The organism is Herbaspirillum sp. Sphag64 (assembly GCF_014192645.1).
Taxonomy (GTDB): domain Bacteria; phylum Pseudomonadota; class Gammaproteobacteria; order Burkholderiales; family Burkholderiaceae_D; genus Herbaspirillum.
The window spans coordinates 144,330-159,941 of record NZ_JACHYE010000003.1 but is presented as its reverse complement, the minus strand read 5'-3'; the positions used below and the strand labels follow the sequence as shown (position 1 = coordinate 159,941).

The 15,612-nt window shown below is 57.1% G+C and carries 13 protein-coding genes; 9 read left to right on the top strand and 4 right to left on the bottom strand.

The window, feature by feature from the left end:
- Positions 1-59 precede the first annotated feature (59 nt).
- Positions 60-1,742 carry a ShlB/FhaC/HecB family hemolysin secretion/activation protein gene (locus tag FHW66_RS07915; protein WP_255458867.1) on the bottom strand — a complete coding sequence of 561 codons (1,683 nt, stop codon included), beginning with the start codon at positions 1,740-1,742 and terminating at the stop codon, positions 60-62.
- Between the two features lie 651 nt (positions 1,743-2,393).
- On the opposite strand from FHW66_RS07915, the gene FHW66_RS07910 reads away from it, so the two are divergent.
- The 4 genes from FHW66_RS07910 (at position 2,394) to FHW66_RS07895 (ending at position 7,423) form a co-directional block, all read left to right on the top strand.
- Entirely contained in the window at positions 2,394-3,575 is a 1,182-nt protein-coding gene (locus tag FHW66_RS07910; protein ID WP_183379226.1) for a M20 aminoacylase family protein, read from the top strand.
- Positions 3,576-3,683: 108 nt separating this feature from the next.
- Positions 3,684-4,883, top strand: a complete 1,200-nt coding sequence (locus FHW66_RS07905) for a porin (protein ID WP_255458866.1) — start codon at positions 3,684-3,686, stop codon at positions 4,881-4,883.
- Between the two features lie 155 nt (positions 4,884-5,038).
- Positions 5,039-6,394 carry an MFS transporter gene (locus tag FHW66_RS07900; protein ID WP_221196948.1) on the top strand — a complete coding sequence of 452 codons (1,356 nt, stop codon included), beginning with the start codon at positions 5,039-5,041 and terminating at the stop codon, positions 6,392-6,394.
- A 111-nt stretch (positions 6,395-6,505) separates the two neighbouring features.
- Positions 6,506-7,423 carry a LysR family transcriptional regulator gene (locus FHW66_RS07895; protein WP_183379225.1) on the top strand — a complete coding sequence of 306 codons (918 nt, stop codon included), beginning with the start codon at positions 6,506-6,508 and terminating at the stop codon, positions 7,421-7,423.
- Between the two features lie 276 nt (positions 7,424-7,699).
- Here FHW66_RS07895 and FHW66_RS07890 read toward each other — a convergent pair whose 3' ends face one another.
- Complete coding sequence (locus tag FHW66_RS07890; RefSeq protein WP_183379224.1) at positions 7,700-8,365, bottom strand: hypothetical protein; 666 nt, start codon at positions 8,363-8,365, stop codon at positions 7,700-7,702.
- A 380-nt stretch (positions 8,366-8,745) separates the two neighbouring features.
- On the opposite strand from FHW66_RS07890, the gene FHW66_RS07885 reads away from it, so the two are divergent.
- The 5 genes from FHW66_RS07885 (at position 8,746) to FHW66_RS07865 (ending at position 13,857) form a co-directional block, all read left to right on the top strand.
- Positions 8,746-9,594 carry a DeoR/GlpR family DNA-binding transcription regulator gene (locus FHW66_RS07885; protein WP_370543431.1) on the top strand — a complete coding sequence of 283 codons (849 nt, stop codon included), beginning with the start codon at positions 8,746-8,748 and terminating at the stop codon, positions 9,592-9,594.
- Positions 9,591-10,700, top strand: coding sequence for an ABC transporter ATP-binding protein (locus tag FHW66_RS07880; RefSeq protein WP_183379223.1), 1,110 nt, complete (start codon positions 9,591-9,593; stop codon positions 10,698-10,700). Before FHW66_RS07885 ends, FHW66_RS07880 begins: the two co-directional genes overlap by 4 nt.
- 69 nt (positions 10,701-10,769) lie before the next feature.
- Positions 10,770-12,041 (top strand): ABC transporter substrate-binding protein, encoded by a 1,272-nt coding sequence (locus tag FHW66_RS07875; protein WP_183379222.1) that lies wholly within the window; start codon positions 10,770-10,772, stop codon positions 12,039-12,041.
- A gap of 28 nt (positions 12,042-12,069) precedes the next feature.
- Positions 12,070-12,975 (top strand): carbohydrate ABC transporter permease, encoded by a 906-nt coding sequence (locus FHW66_RS07870; protein WP_183379221.1) that lies wholly within the window; start codon positions 12,070-12,072, stop codon positions 12,973-12,975.
- 132 nt (positions 12,976-13,107) lie between these two features.
- On the top strand, positions 13,108-13,857 hold the full coding sequence (locus FHW66_RS07865; protein WP_221196957.1) for a carbohydrate ABC transporter permease: 750 nt from the start codon (positions 13,108-13,110) through the stop codon (positions 13,855-13,857).
- A 10-nt stretch (positions 13,858-13,867) separates the two neighbouring features.
- Here the strand turns inward: FHW66_RS07865 and iolB are convergent, their stop codons facing one another.
- On the bottom strand, positions 13,868-14,662 hold the full coding sequence (gene iolB / locus FHW66_RS07860; RefSeq protein WP_183379219.1) for a 5-deoxy-glucuronate isomerase: 795 nt from the start codon (positions 14,660-14,662) through the stop codon (positions 13,868-13,870).
- The gene (gene iolE / locus FHW66_RS07855) at positions 14,659-15,603 is read right to left on the bottom strand and encodes a myo-inosose-2 dehydratase (protein WP_183379218.1); all 945 of its coding nucleotides are present in this window, start codon (positions 15,601-15,603) and stop codon (positions 14,659-14,661) included. Before iolE ends, iolB begins: the two co-directional genes overlap by 4 nt.
- Positions 15,604-15,612: the final 9 nt, after the last annotated feature.

Below are 15,612 nucleotides of genomic sequence, written 5' to 3'. Positions count from 1 at the left end.
TCAATTCAATACTTGCAAAGCTGGCACAGGGAGACGGTGGTAACAAGATCGCGCATGGTCTAAAAAGTCTTGCTGACGCTGAAGCCGGCAGTAAAGCGCGAGGTCACAAAGTTGTTCGGTCTGGAGATCGGGGTGCCGACAAAGACGTCAACATTGGCACCCGCCACCGCGCCACGCAGGCCAATGACGGCTCCAGCAAGGTAGGTACCGACCAGCTGATCGGCAGCGGGGCCGCCCACGGCACCGGCATCGAGACCGACATAGACTTCCTGACCACTGCCTCCAAGTGCCGCAGCGAGGTCGTTGCGGACATACCAGCCGTGATCGGCTAACAGCGTCTGCTCGCCATCAAAGCCGCGCACGGTGTAGCGGCCACCGATGGAGAGGCGGTCTTGCGGGGTCAGCGGTGTGCCGTTCCATTGGGCGCGGCCGCTCAGGTTGTAGCGCAGATTTTGTTCGCCCCAGGGCAAGCTGAGCTTGAAAGGCACCGTCAGACTGAGATCGGTGGTGGCCAGGGTGAAGCGCGAAGTCCCTTCGCCAAATGCCTGCTCGGGTGCAGGCAAGGCGTTGAAGGCACCGGTACCGCGACGATAGGCCACGCTCACCTCCAAGGTGTTGCTACCGATGAACTCGCGATGGGCGACACCAAGCTCCCAGCCAGCGGTACGGCGCTGTTGGGGCTCTACTTCGGTGTCGTCTACGAAGTTGCTGGAACGGCGCAGGAAGGTCTTCAACGAGAGCGTGCTTTTACGCACGGCATCGCGATAGATCAGGCGCGATAGCGTGATATCGCTGCTGTCGCTCTTGCCGCTGTAGAGATAGCTCTGGTTGATGCCGGCAACGGTCTGGTGATAGGCGCTGCTGCTGCTGGTGGCCGACAAGGCCCAGTAGCCGAACGGGATCGAGTAGCTGACCGTGTAGCTATTACTGCCGCGTATGCCGGGCTGGCCGCCACCCAGATCGTGGTTGTAGCTGAAATAGAACAGGTCGTTCAGGGTCCACCAGTTGTCGTAGGAGACGGTGGTGGTGCTCATATATTTACCGGTGGCTTTGCTGCCGCTGTTGTCGAACGACTGCGTGAGCCGGAACGGGAACGCCTGCTGGTACTGGATCACCAGATCGCTGTCGCCGGGTTGGACATCATCACCCGTGCTGGGGGTGATGTTGATATCCGCGTCGGCGGTGGGTACGCGCTTGAAGTTTTCCAGCGCTTGCTCGATATCGCGCAGGTTGAGGATGTCGCCGCTGGCAATCGGCACCGCATTCCATTTGCTACCGCGCAGGCTGGCATCGTCAGCAAAGCGGATCGCACGGACATGACCGGGCACCACCGTCAGCGTCAATGTACCGCTGCGCAAGTCCTGCGGTTGAGCCAGGATGCGGGTGGTGACATAGCCTTGTGCAACCAGCAGGTTCTGTACCCGACTCATGACGGCATTGATACCGCCCACACCGAGGCAGCGGCCGAGCACGCTGTTGTTACCACTGGTGACGATCTTGAGTGCACCGTCAAAACGTTCGACCTCGTTGCCAACCAGCGTGATGTGGCTGATCACAAAGCATGGCGTCTCCTGCTCGGGAATCTCCTCACTGGTCTTGTCGTCCGGGCGTGCCAGGCGGACATCGGCCTGCTGCTCCTGCTGGCGACGCAACACGCGCTCACGCTCTTGCTGACGTTGTAATTCCTGATCGGCGGTGGCGATTTGCGCCGCGACAGGCAGTGACGTGAAGAGTAGAAACAAAGCTACCGGGAAGTATGCAATGGGATTGCAAGAAAGCTGAGGCGGGAATTTAACGCGCGGAGAGCGGAACAACGGAGGGGTTTTGCGGGGCTTGCTGGATGCTTGCAAACATTGTGATGAATGCCACATCGAAGGAGGTCGTGCTCTCACGCGGACCTCCCGCCACGCCATGCGTGCTGGATCATTTCTATCTGGCATCAGTGCGAGCCTTGGTCACGCTGGCTGGGCGAAGCTATTTGAGCTTGAGCAGCTTGATGCTGCCGCTGGCGGGTGACCGGCTTCTGCGACTGATTCTATTTTTAATGTTGTTGGAATGTGCGATTTGTAACTTAAGCTTACAGCGAGCTGACGTTATACAGAAAATCTTGCCGATGGACAATCCAGAACATTATTTCTTTAACAGAATGTTGCGTAGAAGCCATACTTGCTCGTCGACATGCCCTGCCCACCAAATTGGTGCAGATTTGCGCAAAAAATCCAAATTCAGGTCAAATTGACAGCAAAATAGATAACCATTAGTTATATAGATAAAAATCTTTGCGTATTCGTTTTGCAGCAATTATTTCAGAATGATGACGTTTTCAAAGGCAGCCACCTACAGACCTGTGTTGTGGCCTTGTCCGTGAATGATCATTTTTCTGGAGCCCTATCTTGTCGCACAGCCCATCCCTGATTCCTGAAATCGTCGCCTCGGCCGAAGAGTTCATCGCCCTGCGTCACCGTATTCACCGCCATCCTGAAATCGGCTTCGAAGAAGTCGCCACCAGCAAGCTGGTCGCAGACTCACTGCGCAGCTGGGGTTATGAAGTCACGACCGGTATCGGTGGTACCGGCGTTGTCGGGCAATTAAAGCTTGGCAACAGCAACAAGCGCCTGGGCATTCGTGCCGACATGGACGCCCTGCCCATCAAGGAAAACACTGGCTTGCCTTATGCCAGCGAAATCGACGGCAAGATGCACGCCTGCGGCCATGACGGCCATACCGCTACCTTGCTGGCGGCGGCCAAGTATCTGGCGCAGACGCGCAAGTTCGATGGCACTTTGAACCTGATATTTCAGCCGGCCGAAGAAGGTCTGGGCGGTGCTGCACGCATGATCAAGGAAGGTCTGTTTGAACTCTTTCCCTGCGATGCGGTGTTCTCGCTGCATAACGCGCCGAGTCTGCCGATTGGTCAATTTGCCTTGCGTGCCGGTGCAATGGCAGCATCCTCAGATTCGGTGACCATTACGCTGCAGGGCAAAGGTGGCCACGGTGCGATGCCGCATTTCACGCAGGACCCGATTGTGGCAGCAGCCAGCATCGTAATGGGTCTGCAAACCATCGTCTCGCGCAATATCGATGCGGCAGAAACCGCCGTGGTGACCGTCGGTGCATTGCAGGCCGGTACCGCACCCAATGTGATCCCTGACAGCGCCAAATTACTCTTGACCATCCGTGCCCTGGCGGTGCCGGTGCAGACCCTGATCGAGGAGCGTCTGCGCAAGCTGGTCAAACATCAGGCTGAAAGCTTCAATGTCAGCGCCGAAATTGAGTACAAGCACATCTCGCGCGTCGTGGTGAATACGCCCGACGAGACCGCGTTTGCCCGCAAGGTGCTCACCGAGATGGTCGGTGTCAATCACGTCATCCCGATGCCAACCGGCTTGCTCGGCAGCGAAGATTTCTCGTGGATGCTGGAACAGGTTCCTGGCTGCTATGTGCTGATCGGTAACGGTGTCGGCAAGCATGGCGGTTGCATGATCCACAACCCGGGTTACGACTTCAATGATGAGGCGCTGGTCTACGGCGCCAGTTATTGGGGCCATCTGGCACAAGCCTTCCTGACGGCCTGATCTCCTGAAGCATTTTTATAACAACAGCAGCCATTCAAGGCTGCGACTTTTGTACGCGCTCTGACCGAAGTTTTTCAAGAGGCTTATCAACTAAAGAGGGATGTAACAATGCAAAAGTACCAAAGCACCAAGCTGGTCAAAGCGATGTCTGTGAGCATGCTGTTTTCCGGTCTGTTGGGTCTGTCTGTACAAGAAGCACATGCAGATTCGTTTCTGATGCAGGAACTGGCCAATATACCGGCCTATAGTCCGAGTACGGCGGCGAACTCCGTCACCATCTACGGTACCGTCGACAATGGCATCAACTACATCAAAGGCGGTAGTGGCGCTGGCAAGGTGCAGGTACAAAGCGGTGGCGAATACACTTCGCAGATCGGCGTCTATGGCCGCGAAGATCTGGGTGGCGGTCTGCGTGCAGAATTCAACGTGGAAAGCGGCTTCCAGGCGGATACTGGTGCTCTGCAAACGACCACTCAGCTATTCAACCGCGAATCCTGGGTGGGCCTGAAGTCGAACGATTGGGGCAGTATCCGTATCGGTAACCAGATTGCGCCTTCACTGCCATTGTTCATTGACGTCTTTGGTGTGGTCAGCACCAACTCGGCCTTTACCTGGGCTGGCGCAGCGGTGGTGCAGACCAAGACTGGCGCAGGCTACAACACCGATCTGGGTAAGGGTGCGACGACCCTGCAGACGCGCGTAACCGACTCGATCTTCTATAGCTCACCGCGTATTAACGGCATCAATGTTGATCTGATGGTGGCTGCCAATAACAGCTCCACTGCACTGCACAACACCTCCGAACAAGGTGGCGTCCTTACCTATGCCAAGGGCCCTTGGTTCCTGGCCAGCAGCTATAACCAGTTCTGGGACTCCACAACCGGTATCCGTAACGACTTGATCGGCGTCGGTGGTGTCTATGATGTTGGCTCGCTGGTGTTGTCGACGGCCTATAACCAATACATTCCGCGTGAAGCCGGTGACGGTATTGCCCGGGTCTATACCTTTGGCACCATCCTGCCGCGCGACCGCAATATCTATCGTGCCTCGTTGGTGTTCCGTGACACCTCGGGCGTGCACAATAGCAGCGGCGCGACTGTCAGCGACTCGGCTGTGGGGATCATGCTGGGCTACGACTATCAGCTCTCCAAGCGCACTGGCATCTACACCCGCGCTGGCCTGATCAAGAATTATGGCGCCTCGACCATCATTCTCAACAGCCAGTCGTTACCGACCAGCAGTACCGGCACGCCGGAGGCGGGTGCCACCAGCAGCACTATCTCGATTGGCATGTATCACCATTTCTGATCTGATTTTTTAGAATTTTTATTGCAATAACAATTTTTGATCTCCTTGCTCTGCGCGTTTGATGCAAGATGCTTCTTTGGACGCATCTTGCATCCTTTTTTGTTTCAGGCAGTTGCGCTGGCAGCGGATTCAATGCATGCACGAACGGATATCCAGTGAATAACAGCACCGCCCTCTCCACTTCGCAACCCAGCCCCGCTGACGCGACGTCCTCTGCCATCTCTGGCGCTGCGCTCTATCGTCAGATCGCCTGGCGTTTATTGCCACTCCTGATGCTGTGCTACATGGTGGCCTATCTGGACCGGGTCAATATCGGCTATGCCCAGTTACAGATGAAACAGTTGCTGCATTTCAGCGATGCTGTTTATGGTCTTGGTGCCGGGATTTTCTTTGTTGGTTATTTCCTGTGCGAAGTCCCCAGCAACCTTCTGCTGGAACGGATCGGAGCCCGTAAAACCTTGCTGCGCATCATGTTGTGCTGGGGTACGGTGGCTTCCTTGATGATGTTCATTTCGACCCCGCTGCAGTTCTACCTCATGCGCTTTGTGCTGGGCATGTTTGAGGCGGGCTTCTTCCCCGGCGTTATCCTGTATTTCACTTACTGGTTTCCGGCGCGACAACGGGCGCAGGTGATGGCGATCTTCATGAGTGCGGCCATTGCAGCCAGCCTGGTGGCAGGCCCCTTGTGCGGTGCCATCCTCCAATATCTGCAATCAGTCGGTGGTCTGGCCGGCTGGCAATGGCTGTTCTTGCTGCAAGGCTTGCCGGCCGTGGTGCTTGGTCTGGTGGTGTATGTGCGTCTGGACGACACTCCTGCACAAGCCAACTGGCTGACCAGCGAGCAAAAGGCCCAGATCAGTCAAGATCTGGCAGCAGAAATCGTCGATACCGCCGGTACGAGCCACCACGCAGCCTCCCCGCTACAGAAGCTGCGGTCGCTGTTACGTGATCCAATGGTCTACGCGTTTGGCCTGACCAATTTCCTGATGGTCGGCGCAACCTATGCGCTGGTGTTCTGGCTACCATCGCTGGTACGCGGCTGGGGCATCAATAATTTGGCTGTGGTGGGCCTGATTACCGCGATTCCCAATCTGGCCGGGATTATCGGCATGCTGCTCATCAGCCGTCGCTCGGATCGTCGCCGCGAACGGCGCTGGCATTTCCTGAGCGTACTAGGTATTGCCATACTTGGTCTGGCCATCACCGTCGCCGCTCACGGTGCGCTGCTGTTGTCCTTGCTGGGTCTGTCGGTAGCACTGGTAGGTGTTGCCTCAACCACGCCCCTGTTCATGACACTGATTTCAGAACACTTCTCCAGCAGCGCTGCCGCTGGCAGCATTGGCGGCATCACCAGTCTGGGTATTCTGGGCGGCGCAGTCAGCTCGGCAGCCATTGGCGTGCTCAGTAACAAGCTTGGCTCGGTCAACAGCGTACTGGGTGTGGCCATTGTGTTGTTCGCTGGCGCAGCGCTGGTACTGATGCTTGCAACCCGCAAGCCGCGCCAACGCTGATCCACGTCTGGCACGGCCGATTGCCTTGATAGGCAAAGTGCTGGAGAATGCAGCGACGAACCCGGGCCCTTGCGGTATGGCCCGTCCTGTCACCGCAGAACATGCCAAACCATGAAGCATTACCAACTTCGGGCGCTGGTCGCCATTGCCGATCACGGCGGTATCCATGCCGCAGCGCGCGCGCTGTTTCTCAGTCAGCCGGCGATCACCAAAGCCATGCGCGAGCTGGAGCAGGAAGTCGGCTTGCCGCTCCTGCTCCGTAAATCACGCGGGGTGACGCTGACCCCGGCTGGACAAACCTTGCTGACACGCGCCCGCATGATCGTGCGCGAACTGGAACGTGCCGAAGAAGACCTCGCCAACCTCAAAGGCAACATCGGTGGACGCCTTGCCATTGGTGTAACGCCACTGGCCGGGCTGACCATCCTGCCGCAGGCTTTTGCCAAATTCCGCGCCAGCTCACCCGAGATCGAACTGAGCTTCTTTGAATACAGCTCCGACCAGATCTACGACAACCTCAAGAACGGCAGCCTCGACTTTGCCGTCGGCGCGCTAGCCGAAGAGCGCATCAGTCTGCCCACAGGCAGTACCGAACTCCTCTCGCTGCCGACTTCGCTTGCCATCCGCAAGGGCAGCCGCTATGCCAGCAGCCGTTCACTGGCCGAGCTACAGGATCTGGAATGGTTGCACACGGACCTGACTGGCCGCCACAACCTGTTTCTGGGTGAATTGTTCGCCAGTCATGGCCTGCGCCCGCCACGGCGCATCACACGCTGTTCGTCACAATCGCTGTTCTATCAGTTGGCGATGCAAAACGATGTGGTGATTTATTGGTCACAACTGGCGCTATCGGCACCAATTTTGCAAGCCCAGTTCGAGACCATTCACATCAACGCCAAACTGCCTGATCTGAAGCTTAATCTGATGATCCGTGAAGACGGCCTGCTGACCCGGGCGGCGGAGTATTTTATCCAGTGTGTGCAGCAGGTGGCAGCGCAGCATACGCAGCAATCATCCATCCGCACTTAAGCCAGACGCTCACGCAACGCAATCCGGCCTTTTGAGAAAAAACAGACTATTTTCTGCCATTCCCACCCGCGCTACCTAGCCATCCGATAGCGCCAATCTGTACCGTCTTTCGCTGGCGGCAGCGACCTTGCTGCGCGACGTCTCTGCGGAACACATTGCGCGCCTGAACAAGTTTTGGGATGAATGACTAAAAGTTAACACGCCCACGCCAACACTTCAATTGAGGTTGGCGCAGGCGTTATTGAAGCTGTAGGCGCTCACATGGAGCAGAGGTAATTACTGGCTATGTGCCACCAACAGTTGCACGGTGCTTGTCAATGGCTCACCGCTGGCACCGAAAGCCTCGGACGTGTATTTCACATTACGATGCACATCCGGGCTGTACCAGGAAGTCTCAGTCGATGTCGATGAAAACGTCGGCATGATATCGACAGTGGTTTTGGATTTATAGACGATCTTCAAGGCCTTGAAATTACCCGCAGGGGTTTGAACATCTTCCCAGCCAGCGACTTCGGCGTCAGTGTCAGAAGTAAATACCGCTGGCGTCAAACCAGTTGGCAAGGTCATGGTTGAAGCAACCTTACTTTGCTTATGCCACTTTTTGCCACTCGTTAATGGCCAGTCGTAGATACGATTGACGATGCGTTCGCCATTGATGGTCGAGACGACATTGAGGTCCGAAGGCAAGGTTACCAGTAGCGTCTGGGTCGGTGCCTGCTGACCGCTTGACGTCACGTTATGTACTTCATTCTGCTGGCGGATATAGTTACCCAAAACACCGACGACGGTAACGTTGATTGTCTGGGTGACTTTGGAGGTCCATTGGTCGGTCGTCTGGTACGACCACTTCTCATTCTGGACTGGTACCGGTGCCTGTACCGATTGTGCGTGGGCGATTTGAATCGAGCTTGCTGCAATAACAGACAAAATGACACGCTTCATTATTTGACCGACCTTTCTGTATTCGTTTGGAAAATTCTAACACCAGCAAATCACTTCTCACTATGTCGCCGGGTTAAATTTACAGAGATGAACATTCTGGTCGGCAAATACAGCGTGTTGGCCGGTTTTCGTAATACGCCTTAGTAGGTTGTATTGACTTTTCCAGGTGACGGTGCTGATGGCGCGGTCATCGTAACGTGCAAACTCCTTATCAGATTGAAGCGGCAGGTTCCGTTTCTCTTGGGGTAATAAGCTCACTAGTGCAGACAAAAAATTGAGCAAGCACAACGAATTCACTTGAACACACAGCAACGTCATAAGGCCGTAACAAAGCGCCGCTAATCTTCATCGCGTTTTCAATTGAAACAGGCGATGACCAAGTGAACACTCCTAGCACCGCGCTTCTCCCCAACCCATCCAAGCTGGTTTCGCCCCGGCACAACGAGATCATTGCGCTGTTCCGGCAACATAGCTTTCTGACCATGGAAGCGCTAGCGGAGCATTTTGCGGTGACAACCCAGACCATCCGGCGCGATATCAATGCCTTGTGTGATGCCGATATCTTGCGGCGTCGGCATGGTGGCGCGGAGTTGATTCAGACCTTGCGCAATCCCTCCTATGATCAGCGCCGCATCAGTAATCTGGAACAAAAGGCCAGCATTGGTGCGGCCGTAGCCAAGCTCATTCCCAATGGCTGCAGTGTGCTGATCGGGATTGGCACCACGCCTGAACAGGTGGCGCTGGCCTTGGCGGAACATGAACATTTAACGGTCATTACCAATAACTTGCGAGCAGCGCTGGCGCTGTCAACCCGACAAACCAATGAGGTGATTGTGCCCGGTGGCACCTTGCGCTTTCCCAATCCGGAGATTCTCGGTAGCGAGGCCGATAAAACCTTCCGTAGCTTCCGTGCTGACTTTGGTATTTATGGCGTTGGCGGCATTGACAGCGATGGCACCCTGCTCGACTTTGACCGGATGGAAGCAAGCTCACGTCAGGCACTGCGCGAGAGTTGCCGTACCCGGATTCTGGTGGCCGATCATTCGAAGTTTGGTCGGCAGGCACCCGTTCGCGGCGGCCATTTGTCGGACCCTGACATTTTTGTCACTGATCAGGCGGTACCTGCTGACATGATGCCGTTGCTAAACGGCCAGCCGCACCTGGTCGTGGCATCGGCACGCGCTGCAAAAGATGCAGTAGCACTTCTGAATACAGCAGGAAAATCATGAATCACACAGTGCGCCATACCGTCAGCGATCAAGAGAGCGATATCGCGATCCGCTTGCGTGGCATCAGCAAATCGTGGGGCCAGCATCAGGTCATTGATGCACTGGACCTGAACGTAGAACGCGGACAATTAGTGGCATTACTGGGCCCGTCCGGGTGCGGCAAGTCAACCTTGCTGCGCTTGCTGGCCGGACTGGAAACGCCGGACAGCGGTCAGGTAGAAATCAATGGACAGGATGTGACAACGGCAGCGCCATCGGCGCGCGGTTTGTCGATGGTATTTCAGTCGTATGCGCTGTTCCCGCATCTGAATGTGGCGGACAACATCTGCTTTGGCATGCAGGTGCGTGGTGTGTCGGCGGCGGAGCGGCGTGAACGTTTGCAGGATGCCCTGGCGCTGACCAATCTGCAGGGGCTGGAGCAGCGCAAGCCAGGGCAGCTCTCTGGCGGGCAACGGCAACGGGTGGCACTGGCGCGCGCAGTGGTGGCAGGTCATGGCATCTGTCTGATGGATGAACCTTTGTCGAATCTGGATGCCAAGCTGCGCCATACCGTACGCCATGAAATCCGCGCACTCCAGCAGCGGTTGGGCATGACGGTGGTGTATGTGACCCACGACCAGACCGAGGCCATGGGGATGGCCGACAAGATCGTGTTGATGAACGGCGGACGCATTGTGCAAAGCGGCTCGCCAGCGCAGTTATATGAGACGCCCAATAGCGCCTTTGCGGCAGCGTTCATTGGCAGCCCACCGATGATGCTGATGCAGGTAGCGAAGTTGCCAGAGACCTTGCAGTCAGGTATCGCCGAGCATGGCACCGGGCATCTGGTGGGCGTACGGCCGGAACACTTCAGGCTGGTACCGCCCTCTTCGACCGATCTGTTCGGGATGGTAACCGGGGTCGAGTTTCAGGGTGCTGAATCGTATATCTATCTGGCCTTACCGGGCGGCGACAACGTGATTGTGCGCTCGCCCGAGAAAACGCAGCTGCAGCGGGGTGCGCGCGTCGGGCTGGGCTGGAACCCAGAGCATGCGCATCTGTTTGCCGCCAGTGATGGTCGCCGGCTGACGAGTGACGCCGATGCCGATGCCGTTGCTGCTGTGTAGCGACTGCTGAGTTGTTTGGCCTCGTTCTCTTCTTTGCTCTATCAACCTCCCTTTAACCAAGGACATCTCATGTTGCGACAACTGATCAAGAAAACCACGTTAGCGGCCTTGCTGGCGACGACATTGACTGCTGCTGGCAGTGCGGCGGCGACCGATCTGACGATGTATTACCCGATTGCCGTTGGCGGCCCGCTGACCGAAGTGATTGACGGCATGATCAACGACTTCCAGAAGGCCAATCCGGACATCAAGGTCAAGGCGGTTTATTCGGGTAACTATGATGAGACCCGGGTGCGCGCCGTGTCGGCTATCAAGGGTGGTCAGCCGCCGCAGATTTCGGTGCTGGGTGCGATGGATACCTATGACCTGATTGATCAGAACCTGATCGAGCCGTTTGACAAAGTCGCCACCAGCACCGAAGACCGTGCGTGGCTGCAAAGTTTTTATCCGGCGCTGATGGCCAATGGCAATATCGATGGCCATGTCTGGGGCATTCCGTTCCAGCGCTCAACCATCGTGATGTTCTACAACAAGGACATGTTCCGTGCGGCAGGACTGAACCCGGACGCACCGCCTAAAACCTGGAAGGAGCTGGTCACCACTGCCAGCAAGCTGACCACCAAGGATCGCTATGGCGTGATGATTCCTTCTACCGGTTACGCTTACTGGCTGTTTCAGGCGTTAGCGATCCAGAACGGTGTGCAGTTGATGAGCAAGGATGGTACGCAGGTCTATTTCAACAGCCCAGCGGCGATCGAAGCGCTGGAGTTCTGGCGCGCACTGTCGGTGACCCATCATGTGAGTCCAGCTGGCGCGGTCGAATGGGGAACTTTGCGGCAAGCATTCCTGCAAGGTCAGACCGCGATGATGTGGCATACCACCGGCAACCTGAGCGCGGTCAAGAAGGAGGCCAAGTTTGATTTTGGGGTCGCCATGCTGCCGGCCAACAAGCAGCCCGGCTCGCCGGTGGGTGGTGGCAACTTCTATCTGTTCAAGGGTTCAACCCCGGCACAACAGGCTGCCTCAGTCACCTTTGTACGCTGGATGACGGCGCCGGAGCGTGCTGCGCAATGGTCGATTGCGACCGGTTACGTCGGCACCAGTGGCGCGGCTTACAACACGCCTGCTTTGCGTGATTACAGCAAATCCTTCCCGCAGGCGCTGGTGGCTCGCGATCAGCTGGCGGTGGCAGTGCCTGAACTATCGACAGAGCAAGGTGCGCGGGTGCGTGAGGCCTTGTCGAATGCGGTGCAGGCTGCGCTGACCGGCAGCAAGACACCAAAACAGGCACTTGATGAAGCGCAGGCGACGGCCGAGCGCTTGCTCAAGCCGTATCGCTAAGCCTGCTGCTCTGTTGCCCGGATTGCCGATGACCTCTCTCACTTCTCCGCGTACGCAGGCAGAGCGACGCCAACACAACCTGCTGGGCTGGGGCTTGCTCAGCCCAGCACTGGTGCTGCTGTCACTGTTTGCGTTTTTTCCATTGCTGGCCACCTTGTGGGATAGCTTTTTTACGCGGGGAACGGTGCGTCATCCCAGCCACTTCACGGGTCTGGATAATTACCGTGAGGTGCTGGCTGATCCGCACTTCTGGCAAATCGCGGGCAACAATCTCTGGTATGCGGCGGTGACGGTGCCGGTATCGATGGCACTGGCGCTGGGCATGGCCTTGTGGGCCAACGCCAAGATCGGCGGGCGCGGTCTGGTGCGCACGGCCTTTTTTACCCCGACCATGCTGCCGATGATTGCGGCAGCCAATCTGTGGCTGTTCTTTTACACGCCGGGGTTGGGCTTGCTGGATCACATTACGGCACTGTTTGGCCTTGGTCCAACGAACTGGCTGGGCCAACCGGGGACGGCGCTGTGGTCGGTGATGGCGGTGACGGTGTGGAAGGAGTCGGGATTTTTCATGTTGTTCTACCTGGCGGCGTTGCAGGCGATTCCCCCGGAGCTGCGCGAAGCGGCACGTCTCGAAGGTGCCGGGCGCTGGGCAACCACCCGTCGGCTGGTGTTACCGCTGCTGATGCCGACGACCTTGTTTGTGCTGGTCAATGCGCTGATCAATGCGGTGCGCCTGATTGACCATTTGTTCATCCTGACCCGCGGTGGGCCGGACAATGCCTCCAAGCTGATGCTGTACTGGATCTGGGAGACCGCCTTTGCCTATCTGGATCCGTCCAGTGCGGCCGTGATGACGGTGCTGGTCATCGCCGTGCTGGCGTTGATTGCCGCATTGCAGTTCCTGGTGTTTGAACGTCGCATCCATTACCGCTGATCGCAGAGACCTGTCATGACGACGCTCATAGAATCTTCCCCGCGCAATCCTATTCCCACTGCCCCGGCGACCAACGAGCGCTTCTGGCGCGTCGTCGATACCGGTGGTGCCTGGCTGCTGGCTTTGTGCTGGATGGCACCGTTGCTGTTTGCGGTGTGGGCGGCTTTGCATCAGTCCGATGCCGCACTGCGCTTTGACCTGCATGCGCCACTGTTGCTGGATAACTTCAGGCTGGCGTGGCAGTCTGCGCCCTGGTTGCGATATTTCTGTAATACCTTTTTGCTGGTGACGCTGATTCTGGCTGGACAATTGACGCTCTGTACGCTGGCAGGTTTTGCGTTTGCGCGGTTTCAGTTCGCAGGCAAGAACCTGTTGTTCGTGCTGGTGTTGCTGCAATTATTTGTACTGCCAGAAATTCTGATTGTCGAGAATTACGCCATGGTGACCCGACTCGGCCTGTTTGATACGCCGCTGGGGATGGCAGCGCCGTATATGGCGAGCGCGTTTGGCATTTTTTTGCTGCGACAGGCGTTTATGCAAATTCCGCGTGAGCTGGAAGAGGCTGCCCGGATCGAGGGCTGTAGCTGGTTCGGCGTGCTCTGGCGGGTGTATGTGCCAGCGGCCAGACCGGTGTATCTGGCCTATGCGCTGGTCTCGGTGGCAACCCACTGGAACAACTTTCTCTGGCCACTGATCGTGACCAATTCCAGCGCCACAAGGCCGTTGACGGTGGGCTTATCCCTATTTGGCGCACCCGAAAGCGGCGTCAATATCTCCCTTATCAGTGCGGCGACACTGATGGCGATTGCGCCGCTGCTGGTGGGCTTTCTGGTGTTTCAGCGGCAATTCATTCAGGCGTTTTTACGGGCGGGGATTCGTTGATCCCCTCCTTCTAACGCTGCAACATCCATTCGTGCGCCGGATCATTCTTGAAATGCCATTCACGCTTCGGCCCAGCCATCACGTTGAGGTAGTAACTTTCATAGCCATGCGGCACCACCACCGGGTGATAACCGCGTGGCACCATGACCACGTCATGGTTTTCAACCGCCATCGATTGGTCCAGTGAGCGGTCATCCACATACACCCGTTGAAACGCAAAGCCTTGCGCCGGGTTGAGACGGTGATAGTAGGTTTCTTCGAGAAAGCTTTCCTGCGGCAGATTGTCGGTATCGTGCTTGTGCGGTGGATAGCTGGAAGAATGCCCGCCCGGGGTTTTGACCTCGACCACCAGCAGATGATCAGCCGGGGCACTTTGCGGCAGGATATCGCTGACGTACCGGGTGTTGCTACCCTGCCCGCGCACTGATTGCGTGACATTGGCTGGTTCGATCAAGCGTGCTGGCAAGCTGCCATGCCCGGTGGCGCTGCAGAGTGCGACTTCGGCATCAGTGTCGGCGGTGATGCTGAGCGCCTGATGATGCGGTACGTAGACGGAATAAGCGGCCCTGGTATCGAAGACGCTGCTGCGTTCGCCGATCTCGCGCCAGCGCTGGTCTCCCGCTTGAACACTGACGGTACCACTGAGCACAACGAGACAATATTCACGCCCTTCGGTATTGAGCGCGATGCTCTCGCCGCGCCCCAGTCGATGCGCACTGAAGCCGACATACTTCCAGCCGGCCGAGTGCGGCGTGACCTGCACAATATCGCGCCCGGTGGGCCGGGCTTTGACGAGTAAGCTCATGCGGCCTCCTGCAGGGTGCCGTTTTCAATCGCGCTGACCAAAGCAGCAAGATGACGGTAGCCCATATCGGCATAGCGGTAGCTGGGTGCGACGGCAGGGTCTTGTTCGGCTTCGACCACCAACCAGCCTGCATAACCGTGGTGGTACAGCACCTGCAACAAGGCACCGAAGTTGATCGCGCCATCGCCGGGAACGGTGAAGGCACCATTGATGACGGCTTGCAGAAAACTCCAGTCACGGTTGCGTGCCAGCTTCACCACCGACGGCCGGACATCCTTGCAATGTACATGGGAAATACGGGCAATGTGCTTTTGCAATACGGCCAGCGGATCGCCACCGGCGAAAGTAATGTGGCCGCTATCGAACAACAAACCGACTTCAGGACCAGTCAGTGCCATCAACTTGTCGACATCGGCCGGGGTTTCCACATAGGCACCCATGTGATGGTGATAGGACAATCTGACGCCGTGCGACAGCGTGTAGCGGGCAAAAGTAGTGAGCTTGTCGGCATAGGCTTGCCAGGCGGCTTCGCTGGTAAAACGTGGACGCTGATACAGCGGCACAGGCGCGCCCTGAATTGCATCGGCGACTTCACCATAGACCATGACTTTGGAACCATTTGCGGCGAGCAGGCGTAGATGCGGGCCGACGGCGTCAATTTCTTCTTCGGCGGAGCGGCTTGCCAGACGGCCGGAATACCAGCCGGAGACGCATTCAAGCTGATATTTACCGAGCACGGCGCGCAGGGCTTCGGGTTCTTTGGGGAATTTGTTGCCCAGCTCAAAGCCGCGATAGCCGATCTGTGCGCCTTCGGACAAGGCCACTTCGAGCGGGGTTTCGCCGCCCAATGAGGGCAGGTCGTCGTTCATCCACGAAATAGGATTGATGCCGATCTTGACGTTAAACGGTGTACCCACGATTTCCTCTTTTCGCTTGTTCATGCAATTGTT